This is a genomic window from Enterobacter sp. CC120223-11 (assembly GCF_900215375.1).
Taxonomy (GTDB): domain Bacteria; phylum Pseudomonadota; class Gammaproteobacteria; order Enterobacterales; family Enterobacteriaceae; genus Scandinavium.
Window position 1 is genome coordinate 395,106 of record NZ_OBEF01000001.1, and the last position, 16,267, is coordinate 411,372.

Below are 16,267 nucleotides of genomic sequence, written 5' to 3' on the forward strand. Positions count from 1 at the left end.
TTGCCCCCATAATCAGGGGTAAACCTTTACGGGACCCCGACATTATCTATGCCTGAAGCACAACAACGATACGCCCTGCCCGTCAAAGCGGGCGAACAGCGTCTGCTGGGAGAATTAACCGGCGCCGCTTGCGCCACGGAAGTGGCGCAGATCGCCGAACGTCATCGCGGCCCGGTGGTGCTTATCGCCCCGGACATGCAAAACGCCCTGCGCCTGCAGGATGAAATCAGCCAGTTTACCGACGAACTGGTGATGAATCTTGCCGACTGGGAAACGCTGCCGTATGACAGCTTCTCGCCACATCAGGAAATCATCTCCTCGCGCCTGTCGACGCTCTACCAGCTGCCGACCATGCAGCGCGGCGTGCTGATTGTGCCTGTGAATACGCTAATGCAACGCGTATGCCCGCACAGCTATTTGCACGGGCACGCGCTGGTGATGAAAAAAGGCCAGCGCCTGTCACGTGATGCGCTCAGGGAGCAGCTCGACAGCGCCGGGTACCGCCACGTCGATCAGGTGATGGAGCACGGCGAGTACGCCACGCGCGGCGCGCTGCTGGATCTGTTCCCGATGGGTAGCGATCGCCCTTACCGTCTCGACTTCTTTGATGATGAAATCGACAGCCTGCGCCTGTTTGATGCCGACACTCAGCGCACGCTGGAAGAAGTCGACGCCATCAATTTACTGCCCGCGCACGAATTTCCCACTGACAAAAACGCCATCGAGCTGTTCCGTAGCCAGTGGCGCGACAAATTCGACGTTAAACGCGACGCCGAGCACATCTATCAGCAGGTGAGCAAAGGCACCCTGCCCGCCGGGATCGAATACTGGCAGCCGCTGTTCTTTAGCGAACCGCTTTCGACGCTTTTCAGCTACCTCCCGGCCAACACGCTGCTGGTCAACACCGGCGATCCGGAAGCCAGCGCGAAGCGTTTTGAGGCCGACACGCAGGCCCGTTTTGAAAACCGCGGCGTTGACCCGATGCGTCCTTTGCTGCCACCGGAAGCGCTGTGGCTGCGCACTGATGAGCTGTTCAGCGAGCTGAAAAAGTGGCCGCGTGTACAGCTCAAAACAGAGCAACTGGCCGATAAGGCCGCGAACGTCAATCTTGGCTATCAGAAGCTGCCGGACCTGGCGGTTCAGGCGCAGCAAAAAGCGCCGCTCGATAACCTGCGCCGCTTCCTCGAAGCCTTCGACGGCCCGGTTGTTTTCTCCGTGGAAAGCGAAGGCCGCCGCGAAGCGCTGGGCGAGCTGCTCTCACGCATTAAGCTCTCGCCAAAACGCATCCAGCGTCTCGACGAGTGCGACGGCACGGGCCGCTATCTGATGATTGGCTCCGCCGAACATGGCTATATCGACACGCTGCGCAACCGGGCACTGATCTGCGAAAGTGACCTGCTGGGCGAACGCGTGGCGCGCCGTCGCCAAGACTCCCGCCGCACCATTAACCCGGATACGTTAATCCGTAACCTTGCGGAGCTGCACGAAGGCCAGCCTGTGGTCCACCTGGAACACGGCGTGGGCCGCTATGCAGGCATGACAACGCTGGAAGCAGGCGGCATCACCGCCGAGTACCTGATGCTGATCTATGCCAATGACGCAAAACTGTATGTGCCGGTTTCGTCGCTGCACCTGATCAGCCGCTATGCGGGCGGTGCCGAAGACAACGCACCGCTGCACAAACTGGGCGGAGACGCGTGGGCTCGCGCACGGCAGAAAGCCGCCGAGAAAGTGCGCGATGTGGCCGCCGAACTGCTCGACATTTATGCCCAACGTGCGGCGAAGTCAGGCTTCGCCTTTAAGCACGATCGCGAACAGTACCAGCTGTTCTGCGACAGCTTCCCGTTTGAAACCACGCCGGATCAGGCCCAGGCCATCAACGCCGTGCTGAGCGACATGTGTCAGCCGCTGGCGATGGACCGACTGGTCTGCGGCGACGTAGGCTTCGGGAAAACGGAAGTCGCCATGCGTGCCGCCTTCCTCGCCGTGGAAAACAACAAACAGGTCGCGGTGCTGGTGCCAACAACCCTGCTGGCGCAGCAGCACTTCGACAACTTCCGCGACCGTTTCGCCAACTGGCCAGTGCGCATCGAAATGCTCTCCCGCTTCCGCAGCGCCAAAGAGCAGACACAAATTCTGGAAGCCGCCAGCGAAGGCAAAATCGACATCCTGATTGGCACCCACAAGCTGCTGCAAAGCGAGGTGAAGTGGAAGGATCTCGGCCTGCTGATTGTCGATGAAGAGCACCGCTTCGGCGTGCGTCACAAAGAGCGCATCAAAGCGATGCGTGCCGACGTTGATATCCTGACGCTGACCGCCACGCCAATCCCGCGTACGCTGAACATGGCGATGAGCGGCATGCGCGACCTGTCGATTATTGCTACTCCACCTGCGCGTCGACTGGCGGTGAAAACCTTCGTGCGCGAATACGATAATTTAGTGGTTCGCGAGGCCATCCTGCGTGAAGTGCTGCGCGGCGGGCAGGTTTACTACCTTTATAACGACGTGGAAAACATTCAAAAAGCAGCCGACAGGCTGGCCGAGCTGGTGCCGGAGGCGCGTATTGCCATCGGCCACGGACAGATGCGTGAGCGCGAGCTGGAACGGGTGATGAACGACTTCCACCACCAGCGTTTCAACGTGCTGGTGTGTACCACCATTATCGAAACCGGGATCGACATTCCGACCGCCAACACCATTATTATCGAGCGGGCCGACCACTTCGGTCTGGCGCAGCTGCACCAGCTGCGCGGGCGCGTCGGACGTTCGCACCATCAGGCCTACGCCTGGCTGCTGACGCCGCATCCAAAAGCGATGACCACCGATGCGCAAAAACGCCTTGAGGCCATCGCCTCGCTGGAAGATTTAGGCGCAGGCTTTGCCCTGGCAACGCACGATCTGGAAATTCGCGGCGCGGGTGAACTGCTCGGTGAAGATCAGAGCGGTTCGATGGAAACCATAGGCTTCTCGCTCTATATGGAGCTGCTGGAAAACGCCGTGGATGCGCTGAAGGCCGGACGCGAGCCGTCGCTGGAAGATTTAACCAGCCAGCAGACGGAAGTCGAACTGCGGATGCCTTCCCTGTTGCCGGACGATTTCATTCCGGACGTCAACACGCGGCTGTCATTCTACAAGCGCATCGCCAGCGCCAAAGGTGAAGCGGCCCTTGATGAGCTGAAGGTGGAATTAATCGACCGCTTCGGCCTGCTGCCGGATGCGGCCCGCAACCTCCTGGATATCGCGCGTCTGCGTCAACAGGCGCAGAAGCTTGGAATCCGCAAACTGGAAGGCAACGAGAAAGGCGGCGTGGTGGAGTTCAATGAGAAAAACCACGTCAATCCGGCGTGGCTTATCGGCCTGTTGCAGAAACAGCCGCAGCACTATCGCCTCGACGGCCCTACGCGCCTGAAGTTCTTCCAGGATCTGGCCGAACGTAAGACCCGCATGGACTGGGTGCGCAATTTTATGCAGCAGCTGGAAGAGAACGCAGTCGCATAACCTCCCTCCCTGGCGGCTTTCGTCGCCGGGTTCTCCTCCCTGCCCGAAATTTACACACTCTTTGCAAAGTGCTGAAACATTAAGACACGAGCTGACGCCATAATGAGGGTTTTCCCTGCTCGATCACCGTTATGGATGTGCTGTGATGATGATTCAATCGCGTTTTCTGCGCTCGCTCGCCCTGTTTGCGGTCGTCCTGACCGCCATCGCGGCGCTGCCTGCCCGAGCCAATACCTGGCCTCTTCCCCCGCCCAACAGTCGTCTTGTGGGCGAAAACCGCTTTCATGTCGTTGAAAACAATGGCGGCTCGCTTGAGGCTATTGCCAAAAAATATAACGTCGGTTTCCTGGCGCTGCTCCAGGCCAATCCGGGCGTTGACCCTTATGTGCCCCGTCCGGGGAGCGTGTTAACCATTCCGCTGCAAACCCTGCTGCCGGATGCCCCGCGCGAAGGCATCGTCATCAACCTCGCCGAACTGCGCCTCTACTATTACAAGCCTGGAACCAACAGCGTGACGGTGTATCCCATCGGAATCGGCCAGCTTGGCGGCGACACGCTGACGCCCACGATGGTGACCACGGTTTCCGATAAGCGCGCGAATCCAACCTGGACCCCAACAGCCAACATTCGCGCCCGCTATAAGGCTAACGGCATTGATTTACCCGCCGTCGTACCCGCCGGGCCGGATAACCCAATGGGCCACCACGCCATTCGCCTGGCCGCTTTCGGCGGTGTTTATTTGCTGCATGGCACGAACGCTGACTTTGGCATTGGGATGCGCGTAAGTTCCGGCTGCATTCGTCTGCGAGACGGCGACATCGAAACGCTGTTTAAGCAGGTGACGCCGGGGACCAAAGTGAACATTCTCAACACCCCGATTAAAGCCTCCGTAGAGCCAAACGGCGTGCATCTGGTGGAAGTGCATCAGCCTTTATCGAAGCATATTGACGACGATCCGCAGGTGCTGCCGATTGCGCTGAACGGTACGATGAGTGCGTTTAAGGATGCGCCACAAACGGATGCGCAGGTGATGGAGCACGTGATGGAAGTGCGATCGGGGATGCCGGTGGACGTCACCCGACACAGCGAGCCTCCGCTGCAAAATTTGTAAAAAAAAAACACCGCGACTTATGTCGCGGTGCTCTTTTATGGCAGTGGCATTGCCGAGGGTTCTAAATAAGGCAGGCCTTATTTATAAATTACCGCTGTCCCGTGCAGAGTGTTCGGGCCGGTAACAGAGGTAATACGGAAAGATTTAGCACCCATTGCTTCCGCTTTTTGCGCCAGCTGGTTTTCCAGAGAGCCCAGGTTGGTGCCCGCATCAGCAGAAATCACGCCCACTTTGTGTTGATCAACCGGGGTGGACTGCACTTCTACAGCAGCAAAGCTTGCGAATGACAGAGAACTCAGAACAGCGGCAACGGCCAGGGTTTTGATGCTTTTCATAATTTTTATACCTATGCAGATGAAATTGGCAGGTCGTTATGATTAACTTAACGATCGATAGGGAAATGATAGTGTGATCTGCGTCACACGTCAAATCATTTTTATAATGATTATTATATTATTTATTAATCTCTTGTTTTTCATAACGATATGAAAATTTTATTTTGTTGGACTGGACGCTGGTTATGGCTGGGGTTTGTTTTTATAATGGGGGCTTAACACAACCACAGAGGTACAACGGCATCATGACAACTGAAGTTGCAAGTTGCACAAAAAAAAGCCGTGGCCGACCAAAAGTGTTCGACAGGGATGTGGCGCTTGATAAGGCCATGACGCTCTTCTGGCAGCACGGGTATGAGGCAACGTCCCTTGCGGATTTAGTCGAAGCCACGGGCGCGAAAGCCCCCACGCTGTATGCAGAGTTTGTAAATAAAGAAGGTCTGTTCCGGGCCGTTCTCGACAGATATATTTCGCGCTTTGCGGATAAGCACGAAGCCCAGCTGTTTTGTGAAGAGAAACCGGTCGAAACCGCGCTGCGTGACTATTTCACCGCCGTCGCGACCTGCTTTACCAGCAAAGACACCCCGGCGGGCTGTTTTATGATTAACACCTCCGCCGCCCTCGCTGCTTCCTCAAAAGAGATTGCGCATACGATTAAATCTCGCCATGCAATGCAGGAAAAAACGCTGCAGGAATTTTTGACCAAGCGTCAGGCGAACGGTGAGATCCCCGCAGACAAATGTGTTGCTGAACTGGCGCAGTTTCTGAGCTGTATTCTGCAAGGCATGTCAATCAGCGCCCGCGAAGGTGCCAGCTTAGCAACGCTGATGCAAATCACCGAAACGACCCTTCGCCTGTGGCCACAGATGCTGAAAATCTAATCCGCGCCATAAAAAAGGCCCCTCAGCCTGAGCGAATGAGGGGCCAATTAACACGTAACGGCAGTGCTTTTTTACGCTTTGTTATTCAAAACCAGCTGACCGTTGCTGTCGAGTGGGATCTGGCTTCCCGGGTCCTTATCCATACGGATTTTCCCCTGCTGATCGCCAATTTTGTAGGTCACATCGTAACCCAGCATTTTGTCAGATTTGTCATACACCGTTTTACAACGCTGCTGCGTGGTGGTGTACGTGTCGTTATCCTGCATTGAGCCCTGGATCTGGTTACCTGCGTAACCGCCACCCAGCGCACCGGCAATCGTCGCCACGTCTTTACCACGGCCGCCACCGAACTGGTGACCAATCACACCACCGGCCACCGCACCCAATACTGAACCGGCGATACGGTTTTCATCCTGCACCGGACGACGGTGCGTCACGGCTACATTACGGCACTCCTGACGCGGCGTTTTGACAGACTCTTTAATCGGTGTGGCTGAAATAACCTGTGCATACTGCGGGCCACGATCTAACACGTTCAGACTGGCCACCGCTGCCACACCCAGCGCAGCAGCTACGCCAATCCCTATACCCGCTAACATTGATTTATTCACGGGAGTTCCTCCTTTGTTGCTGTTGGTAACAATTTTGCAACCAGAAGACCGGGATGGATATAAGAAAAGGGATGAAAAAGTGGGGTGACTACGCGGAGGAGAGCGTGATTCGGAGAAGTCCGAAGCATGCTGCCCGGCAAGCTCACGCCGCCGGGCAATCGGGCAAAACTTAGTGCAGCTTCAGGCGCGGGCGAATCACCCGGTTGATACTGCCCACCAGCATCATCAGCCCGGTTTTAAAGTAGCCGTGCAGCGCGATCTGGTGCATACGGTACAGCGAGATATACACGAAGCGCGCGATGCGCCCTTCCACCATCATCGAGCCACGCATCAGGTTGCCCATCAGGCTGCCCACGGTGGAGTAGTTCGACAGCGAGACCAGCGAGCCGTGATCTTTGTAGGTGTACGATTTCAGCGGCTTGCCCTTGGTTTGCGCCAGAATATTGCTGAGCGCAAGGCTTGCCATCTGATGTGCAGCCTGGGCACGCGGAGGTACAAAGCCACCTTCAGGACGCGCACAGGAAGCGCAGTCGCCAATAGCATAGATGTCGGCATCACGCGTGGTCTGAAGCGTTGGCTCAACCACCAGCTGGTTGATACGGTTGGTTTCGAGGCCGCCGATCTCTTTCATAAAGTCCGGGGCTTTGATACCTGCCGCCCACACCATCAGATCGGCATTGATGTATTCGCCGTCTTTCGTGTGCAGACCGCCCGCATCAGCGCTGGTGACCATCGTCTGCGTCAGGACACGCACGCCCATTTTGGTGAGTTCGCTGTGCGCGGCGCTGGAGATGCGCGGCGGCAGCGCAGGCAGGATACGCTCCCCGGCTTCTACCAGCGTCACATTCAGCGCATCGTTGGTCAGCCCTTTGTAGCCGTAGCTGTGCAGCTGTTTTACCGCATTGTGCAGTTCAGCAGAAAGCTCAACACCGGTCGCGCCACCGCCGACAATGGCAATATTGACCTTGCCGTTCGCACCCAGATTGCTTGAGTGTTTCAGGAACAGATTAAGCATTTCCTGGTGGAAACGACGCGCCTGATGCGGGTTGTCGAGGAAAATGCAGTTTTCCTTCACGCCTGGCGTGTTGAAGTCGTTGGAGGTACTGCCCAGCGCCATCACCAGCGTGTCGTACGGCAGCTTGCGCTCCGGCACCAGCAGTTCGCCCTTCTCATCGCGCAGTTCGGCCAAAGTGATCGTTTTGGCTTCGCGATTGATATCCACAACCGACCCCAGCTGGAACTGGAAGTGGTGGTTGCGGGCGTGTGCCAGGTAGCTCAGCGCGTCCACACCTTCGTCCAGCGACCCGGTTGCCACTTCGTGCAACAGCGGTTTCCACAGGTGGCTGTGGTTACGGTCCACCAGCGTGATTTTCGCTTTTTTGCCACGGCCAAGCTTTCTACCCAGTTGAGTAGCCAACTCCAGCCCGCCGGCACCACCACCCACAATCACAATCTTTTTCAATGGCGTAGTCAACGTGACCCCCTAAATTATTAACCAATTGTTAATTAAAAGTTATTGAAATAGCTTTTAATTAACAACAAGTTACCAGCCTGAAACCTGACATTGACGGCAAGAATATCACGCGAGGTGCATTGGTCATACCAAAATTGATATGAATCAAGTTTTACCGCTGAAAAGTTGAGCAAGTGTAGCTGATGCGAGGGAGATTGCGCGCCTGGAAGCGGGTTGCCACCAGGCGCAGAGCAGGACTAGCCGAGGGTTTTAAACGCTTTGATACGCTGCAGATGCGGAGAGATGTTTTTGAACTTGTGCGTCTGCACTTCGTCCCAGATGATTTCGTAATAGTGATGCAGCAGATCCGCCGAGCGCTGGCTGTTCAGGGCTTCATCCTGACGGGAAAGCACCACCAGGCAACGATCGCGGTTCTTCTCACGGAAGTTGCTCACGCATTTGGTGGCAATATCGCTGTACTCTTCCGGACGGTCAATCTTCCCTTCCATGTTCTCATTCGGGAACAGGTTCGGGTTGAAGATAACCTGACGAATATCGCACAGGAAACCGATGCGCTCCGCCCAGAAGCCGCCGAGCCCGACGCCACAAATTAGCGGACGGTCGTCCGCATTCAGCTGCAGCATTTTGTCCACTTCCTTCAGCAGATGCTGCATGTCGTGCTTCGGATGACGTGTGCTGTAGCTTATCAGGCGAACGTCCGGGTCGATGAACTGCAGCTGCAGCACCTTCTCGTGGTTTCCCGGACTGTTTGAATCGAAACCGTGCAAATAAATAATCATACGTCCTCACAACACTGCTAATCCCGTAGCGGGAGATTAAGGAGCGGCTTTGTGGGCCTGCCAGCGTTCGTGCAGTTCATTCAGCTGCGCGCTGACTGTCTTCCAGCGAGCGGAATCCATCAGCTCCTGACGGGTAAATGAACCTTTATGATACAATTTTGTAACACGCTCAGCTTTGATCGGCGACAGGTTATCCAGCACGCTAACCGCACCTTTACGATTATTGCAGACCAGGATCATATCGCAACCCGCGTCCAGAGAGGCCTGACCGCGCTCCGCATAGCTACCCATAATGGCCGCGCCTTCCATGGACAGATCGTCAGAGAAAATCACGCCGTCAAAGCCCAGTTCACCGCGCAGCACGGTTTTCAGCCAGTGCGGCGAGCCGCTGGCAGGACGTGGATCAACATCGTTGTAAATCACGTGCGCAGGCATAATGGCGTCGAGGCGATTTTCGGTGACCAGCGTCTGGAACACGGCCATATCTTTGGCACGAATCTCTGCTTCGTCACGCGGATCATGCGGCGTTTCCTTGTGTGAATCGGCAGTGACCGCGCCGTGGCCCGGGAAGTGTTTCCCGGTGGTTTTCATGCCTGCGTCGTGCATGCCGTCAATAAAATGGCGCGCCATTGCCAGCGCCTTGTGCGGATCGGCGTGATAGGAACGCTCGCCAATCGCCGCGCTGATATGCCCGACGTCCAGCACTGGCGCGAAGCTGATGTCGATGTCCATGGCGATCATTTCAGACGCCATCAGCCAGCCCGCGGCCTTCGCCATTTCGCCGCCCTGCTCCATACCCAACAGTTCAGCGAAGGATTGTGCGGCAGGCAGACGAGTGAAGCCTTCGCGGAAGCGCTGCACGCGCCCGCCTTCCTGATCCACGGCGACAACCAGATGATTTTTTGAAGCAGCGCGGATCTGGCGAACCAGCTCGCGCAGCTGGGCCGGATCGTGGTAATTACGGGTAAACAAAATCAGCCCACCGACCAGCGGGTGCGCCAGAATTTCCCTCTCTTCCGCATCCAGCTCATAGCCTTCAACATCTAACATCACTGGGCCCACATAAACCTCTCTTATCCTTTATTCGTAAACTGACGCCAGCCTTCATCGGCAAGCGTAATAAATTGTTGGTCGCCGGTCTGCTGCCAGCGGTACTCATACCAGGTCGTCATCAGCAGCTGCGTCCAGGGCCGCCATTTTTTGATTTGCCGAATCAGAATGGCTTCACTCAGATGCGCCCGCCTGGCGTAAGCGGCAATGAGCGTCGTCTTATCATCCGCCCACAACGCGGCCAGTTCGAGGGCGATATCACCGTCGGCGGCATATTCCCAGTCAATCAGCCTGAGCCCCGCTGGCGTATCAATGATATTCCCTGCGTGAACGTCCATGTGCAGCGGCGCCAGCCGTAAGGGCTGCGGTTCTCCCCGTTTGCGTAGCCGTTTTAATAAACGTAGCCAACGCGGCGTGCGGCGGGATGGACTGGCACCTTGCCAGTAACGTTCAAGCAAAGGCAAGAGCGAGACTCGCCAGCCAAAAGGCTTTTGCTGATGCAAATGATACAACAGCGCCGCCGTGGCGTCGGCATCCGGAAGCGTGGCGGGTATCTCACCTTCGAGATATTCCACCGCCATCCAGCCGGAAAAATAGCCGAGTGGTTTTGGGGCGAGCGTCGAAGGCAAGGAATGCAGCGCGCGATACTGGCGCAGGAAGTGAAAATCAGGTGCGGACGGGTCGTGATGCTGTCGCAGAACAACCCGCTGCCCCTGACCTTCGATAATGCAGCTTCCTCCGCTCAGCCCCGCCGTAGCGGAGCGAGTCAGAGGTTGAAACCCATGAAAATGGCGTGACAGGCATTCGTCACGAGTCAGCTTACTGTTGCGCAACCGAACCTTTACCTGACCAGACGATCTCGCCCGTCTGGACCATCATCAGCTGCGAGGAGAGCGTTGGCGTGTTGACGTTACCTGTCGCATTGGAATAAAGCACGTACTGCGCGCCCACGGTGCGGGCCAGGCCCATCGCTTTGTTGCGGGAACCCAGGCTATCCTGTGGTGAGAGGCCCAGCTGCTGCTTCGCCACGGCCAGCTGCTGCGGCGACACAAGGGTAAACGTCGTATTGCCTTTCAGCGCACTGGCCAGCGCACTTGTCGCTTCCGCCGTGTTCAGTGAGCCGTTGGTGCGGTTATTTACGCTATCGACCAGCAGCACGCTGCCCGCCGTCACGCCATCGGCCTTCAGCATTTTCGCCACCAGAGGCTGTGCGGCGCCATTCCAGTCGTAATGACGCACGCGCGGAGCAGGCTGCTCAGGCTGTGCGGCACCGTTTTCGATTGGGCCCGGCTGAGTTGGGATAGTGGGCACCGTCGGTACGGTCGTGGGTGGCGGCGTCTGCGGTTGTTCAGGCGTGGGCTTTGCTTCTTCTACCGGTGCGGGCTGTTCACGATGCCCCACGCACCCTGCCAGAAAAACGGCCACCGCCGCGATAAACGCATAGCGACTCAGTTTACTCATTACATTTTACCCCTCAAAGATAAAGATAAAGCCGGACTTTGTGCGCACCCAGACTGTTTGCGCTGCCGTAAAGTGTGACCGAAGACCTGGCCGGGATCGTCACCGTACGCGGTGTTTCCAGCGGATGCATTTCCAGCCCTCGCGCGTCATACCAGTAGAAACGATAGTGAAGCTTGACCGGCGCGGAGCGTTCGTTATAGATCCGCGAGGACGCTGTCGCCTGAATTTCTGAGGAGGTCAGTTCAGGATTTTCCGCACTGATCCCGGCCGCCAGCACGTTGGCTTCCATCACCAGCGTCTGCTGTTCTCCGACCGGGATCTCCGGGTGCGAGCCGCAACCCGCCAGCAGCAACGCCCCCAGCAAAGCAGCAATTCGGCCACTTTTCATTTTATTATCCTTTATGCGCCAGCATTGGCCCAAGCGGACGACCACCCAGCAGGTGCATATGGATGTGGTAAACCTCCTGCCCGCCGTGGCGATTGCAGTTCATGATCAGCCGATAGCCCTCTTCTGCGATGCCTTCCTGTGCTGCAATTTTTGCCGCTACCGTCATCATGCGGCCTAAGGCCAGTTCATGCTCAGCCGTGACGTCATTGACCGTCGGGATCAGTACATTCGGGATAATCAGAATATGGCTTGGTGCCTGGGGCGAGATATCACGAAAGGCGGTGACCAGTTCATCCTGATAAACAATATCTGCCGGAATTTCACGACGGATAATTTTGCTGAAAATTGTCTCTTCTGCCATGGCCTGTTCCTTTTTATAGAATACCCTTCGGTGCCGGGTTTTTATCTGACAACGTAAGAGTATGAGCGACTTACTTCCTCTCTTTCAAGCCGAACCCTCTATTTTCTTCCTCAATTCTGGATTTGTTGCTGCTTGCCTGAGCACAGCGACTTCCTCCTCGTCTCAGCGGATTTCAAAACAAAGTTTCAGATGCACTCTTACATTTGTTTACAGGGGTAATATGAATGCGTATATTTCGCATTTGCATTTTCATGCAGTGGCTTTTATATAACACAACAACATTAAGGGTTTATCGATGCCTTCCGTTTTTGACACCAGAGACAAGCAGCAAAGACTTGCCACCTCACCCTCCCGACTCGCCGCCTGTATTGCTTTCGCACTGATGCCCGCAGCCGCCTATGCCGCTGACACCAGCAAGGAAGAAACCGTGGTCGTGGAAGGAACAGCAAATGCTGTTACCGATAACGCACAGGATCAGGATTACAGCGTCAAAACCACCACCACCGGCACTAAACTTTTATTGGTGCCGCGCGATATTCCGCAGTCCGTCAGCGTTATCAGCCAGCAGCGTATGGAAGATCAGAATCTTCAGACTATCGGCCAGGTTCTGACCAACACCACCGGCGTCACGGCGCAGGTGCAGGACAGCGATCGTACGGTGTTTTATTCACGCGGCTTCTTCGTCAGCAACTACGCGTATGACGATCTGCCCACCTCCATCAGCGAAGTGTGGAACTTCGGCGATACCGCGACCGATACCGCTATCTATGACCGTATTGAAGTGGTGCGTGGCGCAACGGGCCTGATGAGCGGCACCGGCAACCCGGCGGCCTACGTCAATATGGTGCGCAAACATGCCGACAGCCGGGAATTCCAGGGCAACGCCACCGTCAGCTACGGCAGCTGGGACAAGCAGCGCTATGTGCTGGATTTGCAGGCGCCGCTGGTGGAATCTGGCAATGTGCGCGGGCGCGTGATTGCGGGTTATCAGGACAACGATTCGTGGATGGACAACTACCACTATCGTAAGAAATTCCTCTACGGCGTTGTGGATGCAGACATTACCGACAGCACCACGCTGTCTCTTGGCTATGAATATCAGGAAAGCAACACCGCCGATCCAACCTGGGGCGGCCTGCCAACCTGGTATGCGGACGGCAGCAAAACCCATTACAACCGCAGCGATACCGTCGCACCAGACTGGGCCTATTCCGATAAAGACAGCACCAAAGTCTTTGCCAACTTTACCCAGCGCTTTGATAACGGCTGGGAAGCCCACGTCAACGGCATGCACACAGATACCAACTTCGATACCAAAATGATGTACATGTACGGCTATCCGGACAAAGAAACCGGCAGCGGTATGGTAGGCTACGGCGGATGGAACCGCGGCGAACGCAAGCAGGATGCGGTGGATGCCTTCCTGCGCGGCGGCTTCGACCTGTTTGGTCGCCAGCATGAAATGATGATCGGCGGCAGCCTCAGCCATCAGAAGAACCATTACGACAACTCACTGCCGGATTCGCTGTACGGCATGGTCGATATTGGCAGCTTCAATAACTGGAACAGCAACATCGCGGATCCGCAGTGGACCGCCTGGAAGCTCTACAGCAAAGACGATATCAACCAGTCTTCCGCTTACACCTCCGCGCGCTTCTCGCTGATGGATCCTCTGCATCTGATCGTCGGGGCGCGTTATACCAACTACAACATTAAGTACAACCCGGCAGGCGCCCCGGACACGCGTCTTGAGAGCACCAAAGACGACGTCACACCGTATGCGGGCCTGGTTTACGACATTAACGAAGACTGGTCGGCGTATGTCAGCTACACCAACATCTTCCAGCCGCAGGACAAGCGTGACGCCAATGGCCGTTATCTCGATCCGACCACCGGGAAGAGTTACGAAGCCGGGGTGAAGGCTGACTGGTTTAACACCCGCCTGACGACCTCACTGGCCGTGTTCCGCATCGAGCAGGACAATGTGGCGAACAACACCTACACCTATCTGCCAAGCGGTGAATCGATCTATGAATCGCTCGATGGCGTGGTGAGCAAAGGGGTTGAGTTTGAACTGAACGGTGCACTGACGGATAACTGGCAGCTCACCTTCGGCGCGACTCGCTACGTGGCGGAAGACAAAGAGGGCAACGCGGTCGCTTCCGATCAGCCGCGCACCACGTTCAAATTGTTCACCCGTTACCAGCTACCGATGGTGCCTGAGCTCACCGTCGGTGGCGGTGTGAACTGGCAGAACAAAACCTGGGCCAACGTCGACGGCGGACCGAACGGTCGCGACTATATCGACCAGGGCAGCTACGGCCTCGTCAACCTCTTCAGCCGCTATCAGGTCACGAAGAACTTTGCCCTGCAGGCTAACGTCAACAACCTGTTCGATAAAGAGTACTACGACTACGTAGGGTCATACCTTGTGTATGGCGCACCGCTGAACTTCTCGGTTTCCGCCAGCTACGACTTCTGATGAAATCCCCGGTGGCGCTTCGCTTACCGGGGCTACAGTTTCGTAGGCCCGGGCAAACACAGTGCCGCCGGGTCATTATTTTGATATGTGCAATAAAAAAGGCAGCCATCTGGCTGCCTTTTGTTTCTCCCCAATTCACAACTTAGTTGTTGCGGATGTAATCATCCATTTCGGTTTTCAGGTTATCGGACTTGGTGCCGAAAATTGCCTGAACGCCGGAGCCTGCAACAACCACACCTGCCGCGCCCAGTTTCTTCAGGCCTGGCTGGTCAACTTTTGCCACGTCGGCAACGCTGACGCGCAGACGAGTGATACAAGCGTCGAGGTTGGTGATGTTTTCTTTACCGCCGAATGCCGCAACCAGTGCTGGGGCCATTTCGCCGCCGGCTACGCCTGCTTTGGACTCTTCGGTTGCATCTTCACGACCCGGGGTCTTCAGATCCAGTGCTTTAATCAGCACGCGGAACACGGTGTAGTAAATCGCCGCATAGCACAGACCAACGATCGGGAACAGCCACAGCTTGCTGCTGTTGCCGGACAGAACGATGAAGTCGATCAGACCGTGGGAGAAGGACGTACCGTCACGCATACCCAGCAGGATACAGATTGGGAACGCCAGACCCGCCAGAATCGCGTGAATGATGTACAGGATCGGCGCCACGAACATGAAGGAGAATTCGATTGGCTCGGTGATACCGGTCAGGAATGAGGTCAGCGCAGCAGAGATCATGATCCCGCCCACTTTCGCGCGGTTCTCTGGCTTAGCAGAGTGCCAGATAGCGATAGCGGCAGCCGGCAGACCGTACATTTTGAACAGGAAGCCGCCGGACAGTTTACCTGCGGTCGGGTCACCTGCCATGTAGCGTGGGATGTCACCGTGGAACACCTGACCTGCGGCGTTGGTGTATTCACCAATCTGCATCTGGAATGGAACGTTCCAGATGTGGTGCAGACCGAACGGCACCAGGCAGCGTTCAATGAAGCCATAGATACCGAACGCGACAACCGGGTTCTGGTAAGCAGCCCACTGGGAGAATTCCTGAATAGCCGTACCAATTGGTGGCCAGATGAAGGACAGAACAACACCCAGGAAGATAGCGGTCAGGCCGGAGATAATCGGCACAAAGCGTTTGCCCGCGAAGAAGCCCAGGTACTCTGGCAGCTTGATGCGGTAGAAACGGTTGAACATGTAGGCCGCAATAGCACCCGCGATGATACCGCCGAGAACACCGGTATCAGCCAGGTGTTTCGCTGCGATCTCTTCTGCAGGTAAATGCAGAACCAGTGGCGCAACAACCGCCATGGTTTTGACCATGATGCCGTAAGCAACGACGGAGGCCAGGGCCGATACACCATCGTTATTGGTGAAGCCCAGCGCCACGCCGATAGCAAAGATAAGCGGCATGTTAGCAAAAACAGAACCGCCTGCTTCCGCCATAACGTGGGAGACGACGGCTGGCAGCCAGCTGAAGTTTGCAGACCCGACGCCCAGCAGGATACCTGCGATAGGCAGTACGGATACTGGCAGCATCAGCGATTTACCGACCTTCTGCAGGTTAGCAAATGCATTCTTAAACATAATTGAGAGTGCTCCTGAGTATTTGTGCTTTTTTTACGCTTTCACGCATTGGCGAGGGGGGAGAACCTTGCCGTATACAGGACATCTAAGTGTCCTTTTATTTATTACGCAGAGTAAAATAATTCGGATTAATTTTGTTTGACAGCCATCACGTTTCAGCCAGCAATCACAGAAAACCTTGCACTATTTTACAAAAGTTGTTTCTGACCGTTACAAAGAGGAGGTTCACCGCCCCTTTGAAGGCGGTGAACTTTACT

The 16,267-nt window shown here is 56.0% G+C and carries 14 protein-coding genes; 4 read left to right on the forward strand and 10 right to left on the reverse strand.

From position 1 onward, the window contains the following. Positions 1 to 48: 48 nt before the first annotated feature. Positions 49 to 3,498: a transcription-repair coupling factor gene (mfd, locus tag CRO87_RS01835; protein ID WP_097161220.1), complete on the forward strand. Its 3,450-nt coding sequence runs from the start codon at positions 49 to 51 to the stop codon at positions 3,496 to 3,498. 145 nt (positions 3,499 to 3,643) lie between these two features. Continuing rightward, entirely contained in the window at positions 3,644 to 4,609 is a 966-nt protein-coding gene (locus tag CRO87_RS01840; protein ID WP_097161221.1) for a L,D-transpeptidase family protein, read from the forward strand. A gap of 77 nt (positions 4,610 to 4,686) precedes the next feature. Here CRO87_RS01840 and bhsA read toward each other — a convergent pair whose 3' ends face one another. Then, entirely contained in the window at positions 4,687 to 4,944 is a 258-nt protein-coding gene (bhsA, locus tag CRO87_RS01845; protein WP_097161222.1) for a multiple stress resistance protein BhsA, read from the reverse strand. Between the two features lie 245 nt (positions 4,945 to 5,189). Between bhsA and CRO87_RS01850 the strand changes: the two genes are divergently transcribed. After that, positions 5,190 to 5,825, forward strand: a complete 636-nt coding sequence (locus CRO87_RS01850; protein ID WP_097161223.1) for a TetR/AcrR family transcriptional regulator — start codon at positions 5,190 to 5,192, stop codon at positions 5,823 to 5,825. Positions 5,826 to 5,896: 71 nt separating this feature from the next. On the opposite strand, the gene CRO87_RS01855 is transcribed toward CRO87_RS01850, so the two are convergent. The 8 genes from CRO87_RS01855 to hinT all read right to left on the reverse strand — a co-directional run bounded on the left by CRO87_RS01855 (position 5,897) and on the right by hinT (position 11,949). Further along, the gene (locus CRO87_RS01855) at positions 5,897 to 6,436 is read right to left on the reverse strand and encodes a glycine zipper 2TM domain-containing protein (protein ID WP_097161224.1); all 540 of its coding nucleotides are present in this window, start codon (positions 6,434 to 6,436) and stop codon (positions 5,897 to 5,899) included. 169 nt (positions 6,437 to 6,605) lie between these two features. Beyond that, positions 6,606 to 7,910 carry an NAD(P)/FAD-dependent oxidoreductase gene (locus CRO87_RS01860; protein WP_097161225.1) on the reverse strand — a complete coding sequence of 435 codons (1,305 nt, stop codon included), beginning with the start codon at positions 7,908 to 7,910 and terminating at the stop codon, positions 6,606 to 6,608. A 236-nt stretch (positions 7,911 to 8,146) separates the two neighbouring features. Then, the gene (gene ycfP / locus CRO87_RS01865; protein WP_097161226.1) at positions 8,147 to 8,689 is read right to left on the reverse strand and encodes an alpha/beta hydrolase YcfP; all 543 of its coding nucleotides are present in this window, start codon (positions 8,687 to 8,689) and stop codon (positions 8,147 to 8,149) included. A gap of 36 nt (positions 8,690 to 8,725) precedes the next feature. Continuing rightward, positions 8,726 to 9,751 (reverse strand): beta-N-acetylhexosaminidase, encoded by a 1,026-nt coding sequence (gene nagZ, locus CRO87_RS01870; RefSeq protein WP_097161227.1) that lies wholly within the window; start codon positions 9,749 to 9,751, stop codon positions 8,726 to 8,728. A gap of 11 nt (positions 9,752 to 9,762) precedes the next feature. Next, positions 9,763 to 10,572, reverse strand: coding sequence for a thiamine kinase (gene thiK / locus CRO87_RS01875; RefSeq protein WP_097161228.1), 810 nt, complete (start codon positions 10,570 to 10,572; stop codon positions 9,763 to 9,765). Continuing rightward, positions 10,559 to 11,191 (reverse strand): penicillin-binding protein activator LpoB, encoded by a 633-nt coding sequence (gene lpoB / locus CRO87_RS01880; protein WP_176504249.1) that lies wholly within the window; start codon positions 11,189 to 11,191, stop codon positions 10,559 to 10,561. The genes thiK and lpoB overlap by 14 nt, the downstream gene beginning before the upstream one ends. Before the next feature lie 22 nt (positions 11,192 to 11,213). Beyond that, on the reverse strand, positions 11,214 to 11,588 hold the full coding sequence (locus tag CRO87_RS01885; RefSeq protein WP_097161230.1) for a YcfL family protein: 375 nt from the start codon (positions 11,586 to 11,588) through the stop codon (positions 11,214 to 11,216). A gap of 4 nt (positions 11,589 to 11,592) precedes the next feature. Further along, positions 11,593 to 11,949, reverse strand: coding sequence for a purine nucleoside phosphoramidase (gene hinT, locus CRO87_RS01890; protein ID WP_097161231.1), 357 nt, complete (start codon positions 11,947 to 11,949; stop codon positions 11,593 to 11,595). 295 nt (positions 11,950 to 12,244) lie between these two features. Here hinT and fhuE point away from each other — a divergent pair, with 295 nt between their 5' ends. Continuing rightward, a complete protein-coding gene (gene fhuE, locus CRO87_RS01895) occupies positions 12,245 to 14,431 on the forward strand; it encodes a ferric-rhodotorulic acid/ferric-coprogen receptor FhuE (protein WP_097161232.1) in 2,187 nt (728 codons plus the stop codon). Positions 14,432 to 14,573: 142 nt separating this feature from the next. Here fhuE and ptsG read toward each other — a convergent pair whose 3' ends face one another. Next, positions 14,574 to 16,010 carry a PTS glucose transporter subunit IIBC gene (gene ptsG, locus CRO87_RS01900; protein WP_097161233.1) on the reverse strand — a complete coding sequence of 479 codons (1,437 nt, stop codon included), beginning with the start codon at positions 16,008 to 16,010 and terminating at the stop codon, positions 14,574 to 14,576. Positions 16,011 to 16,267: the final 257 nt, after the last annotated feature.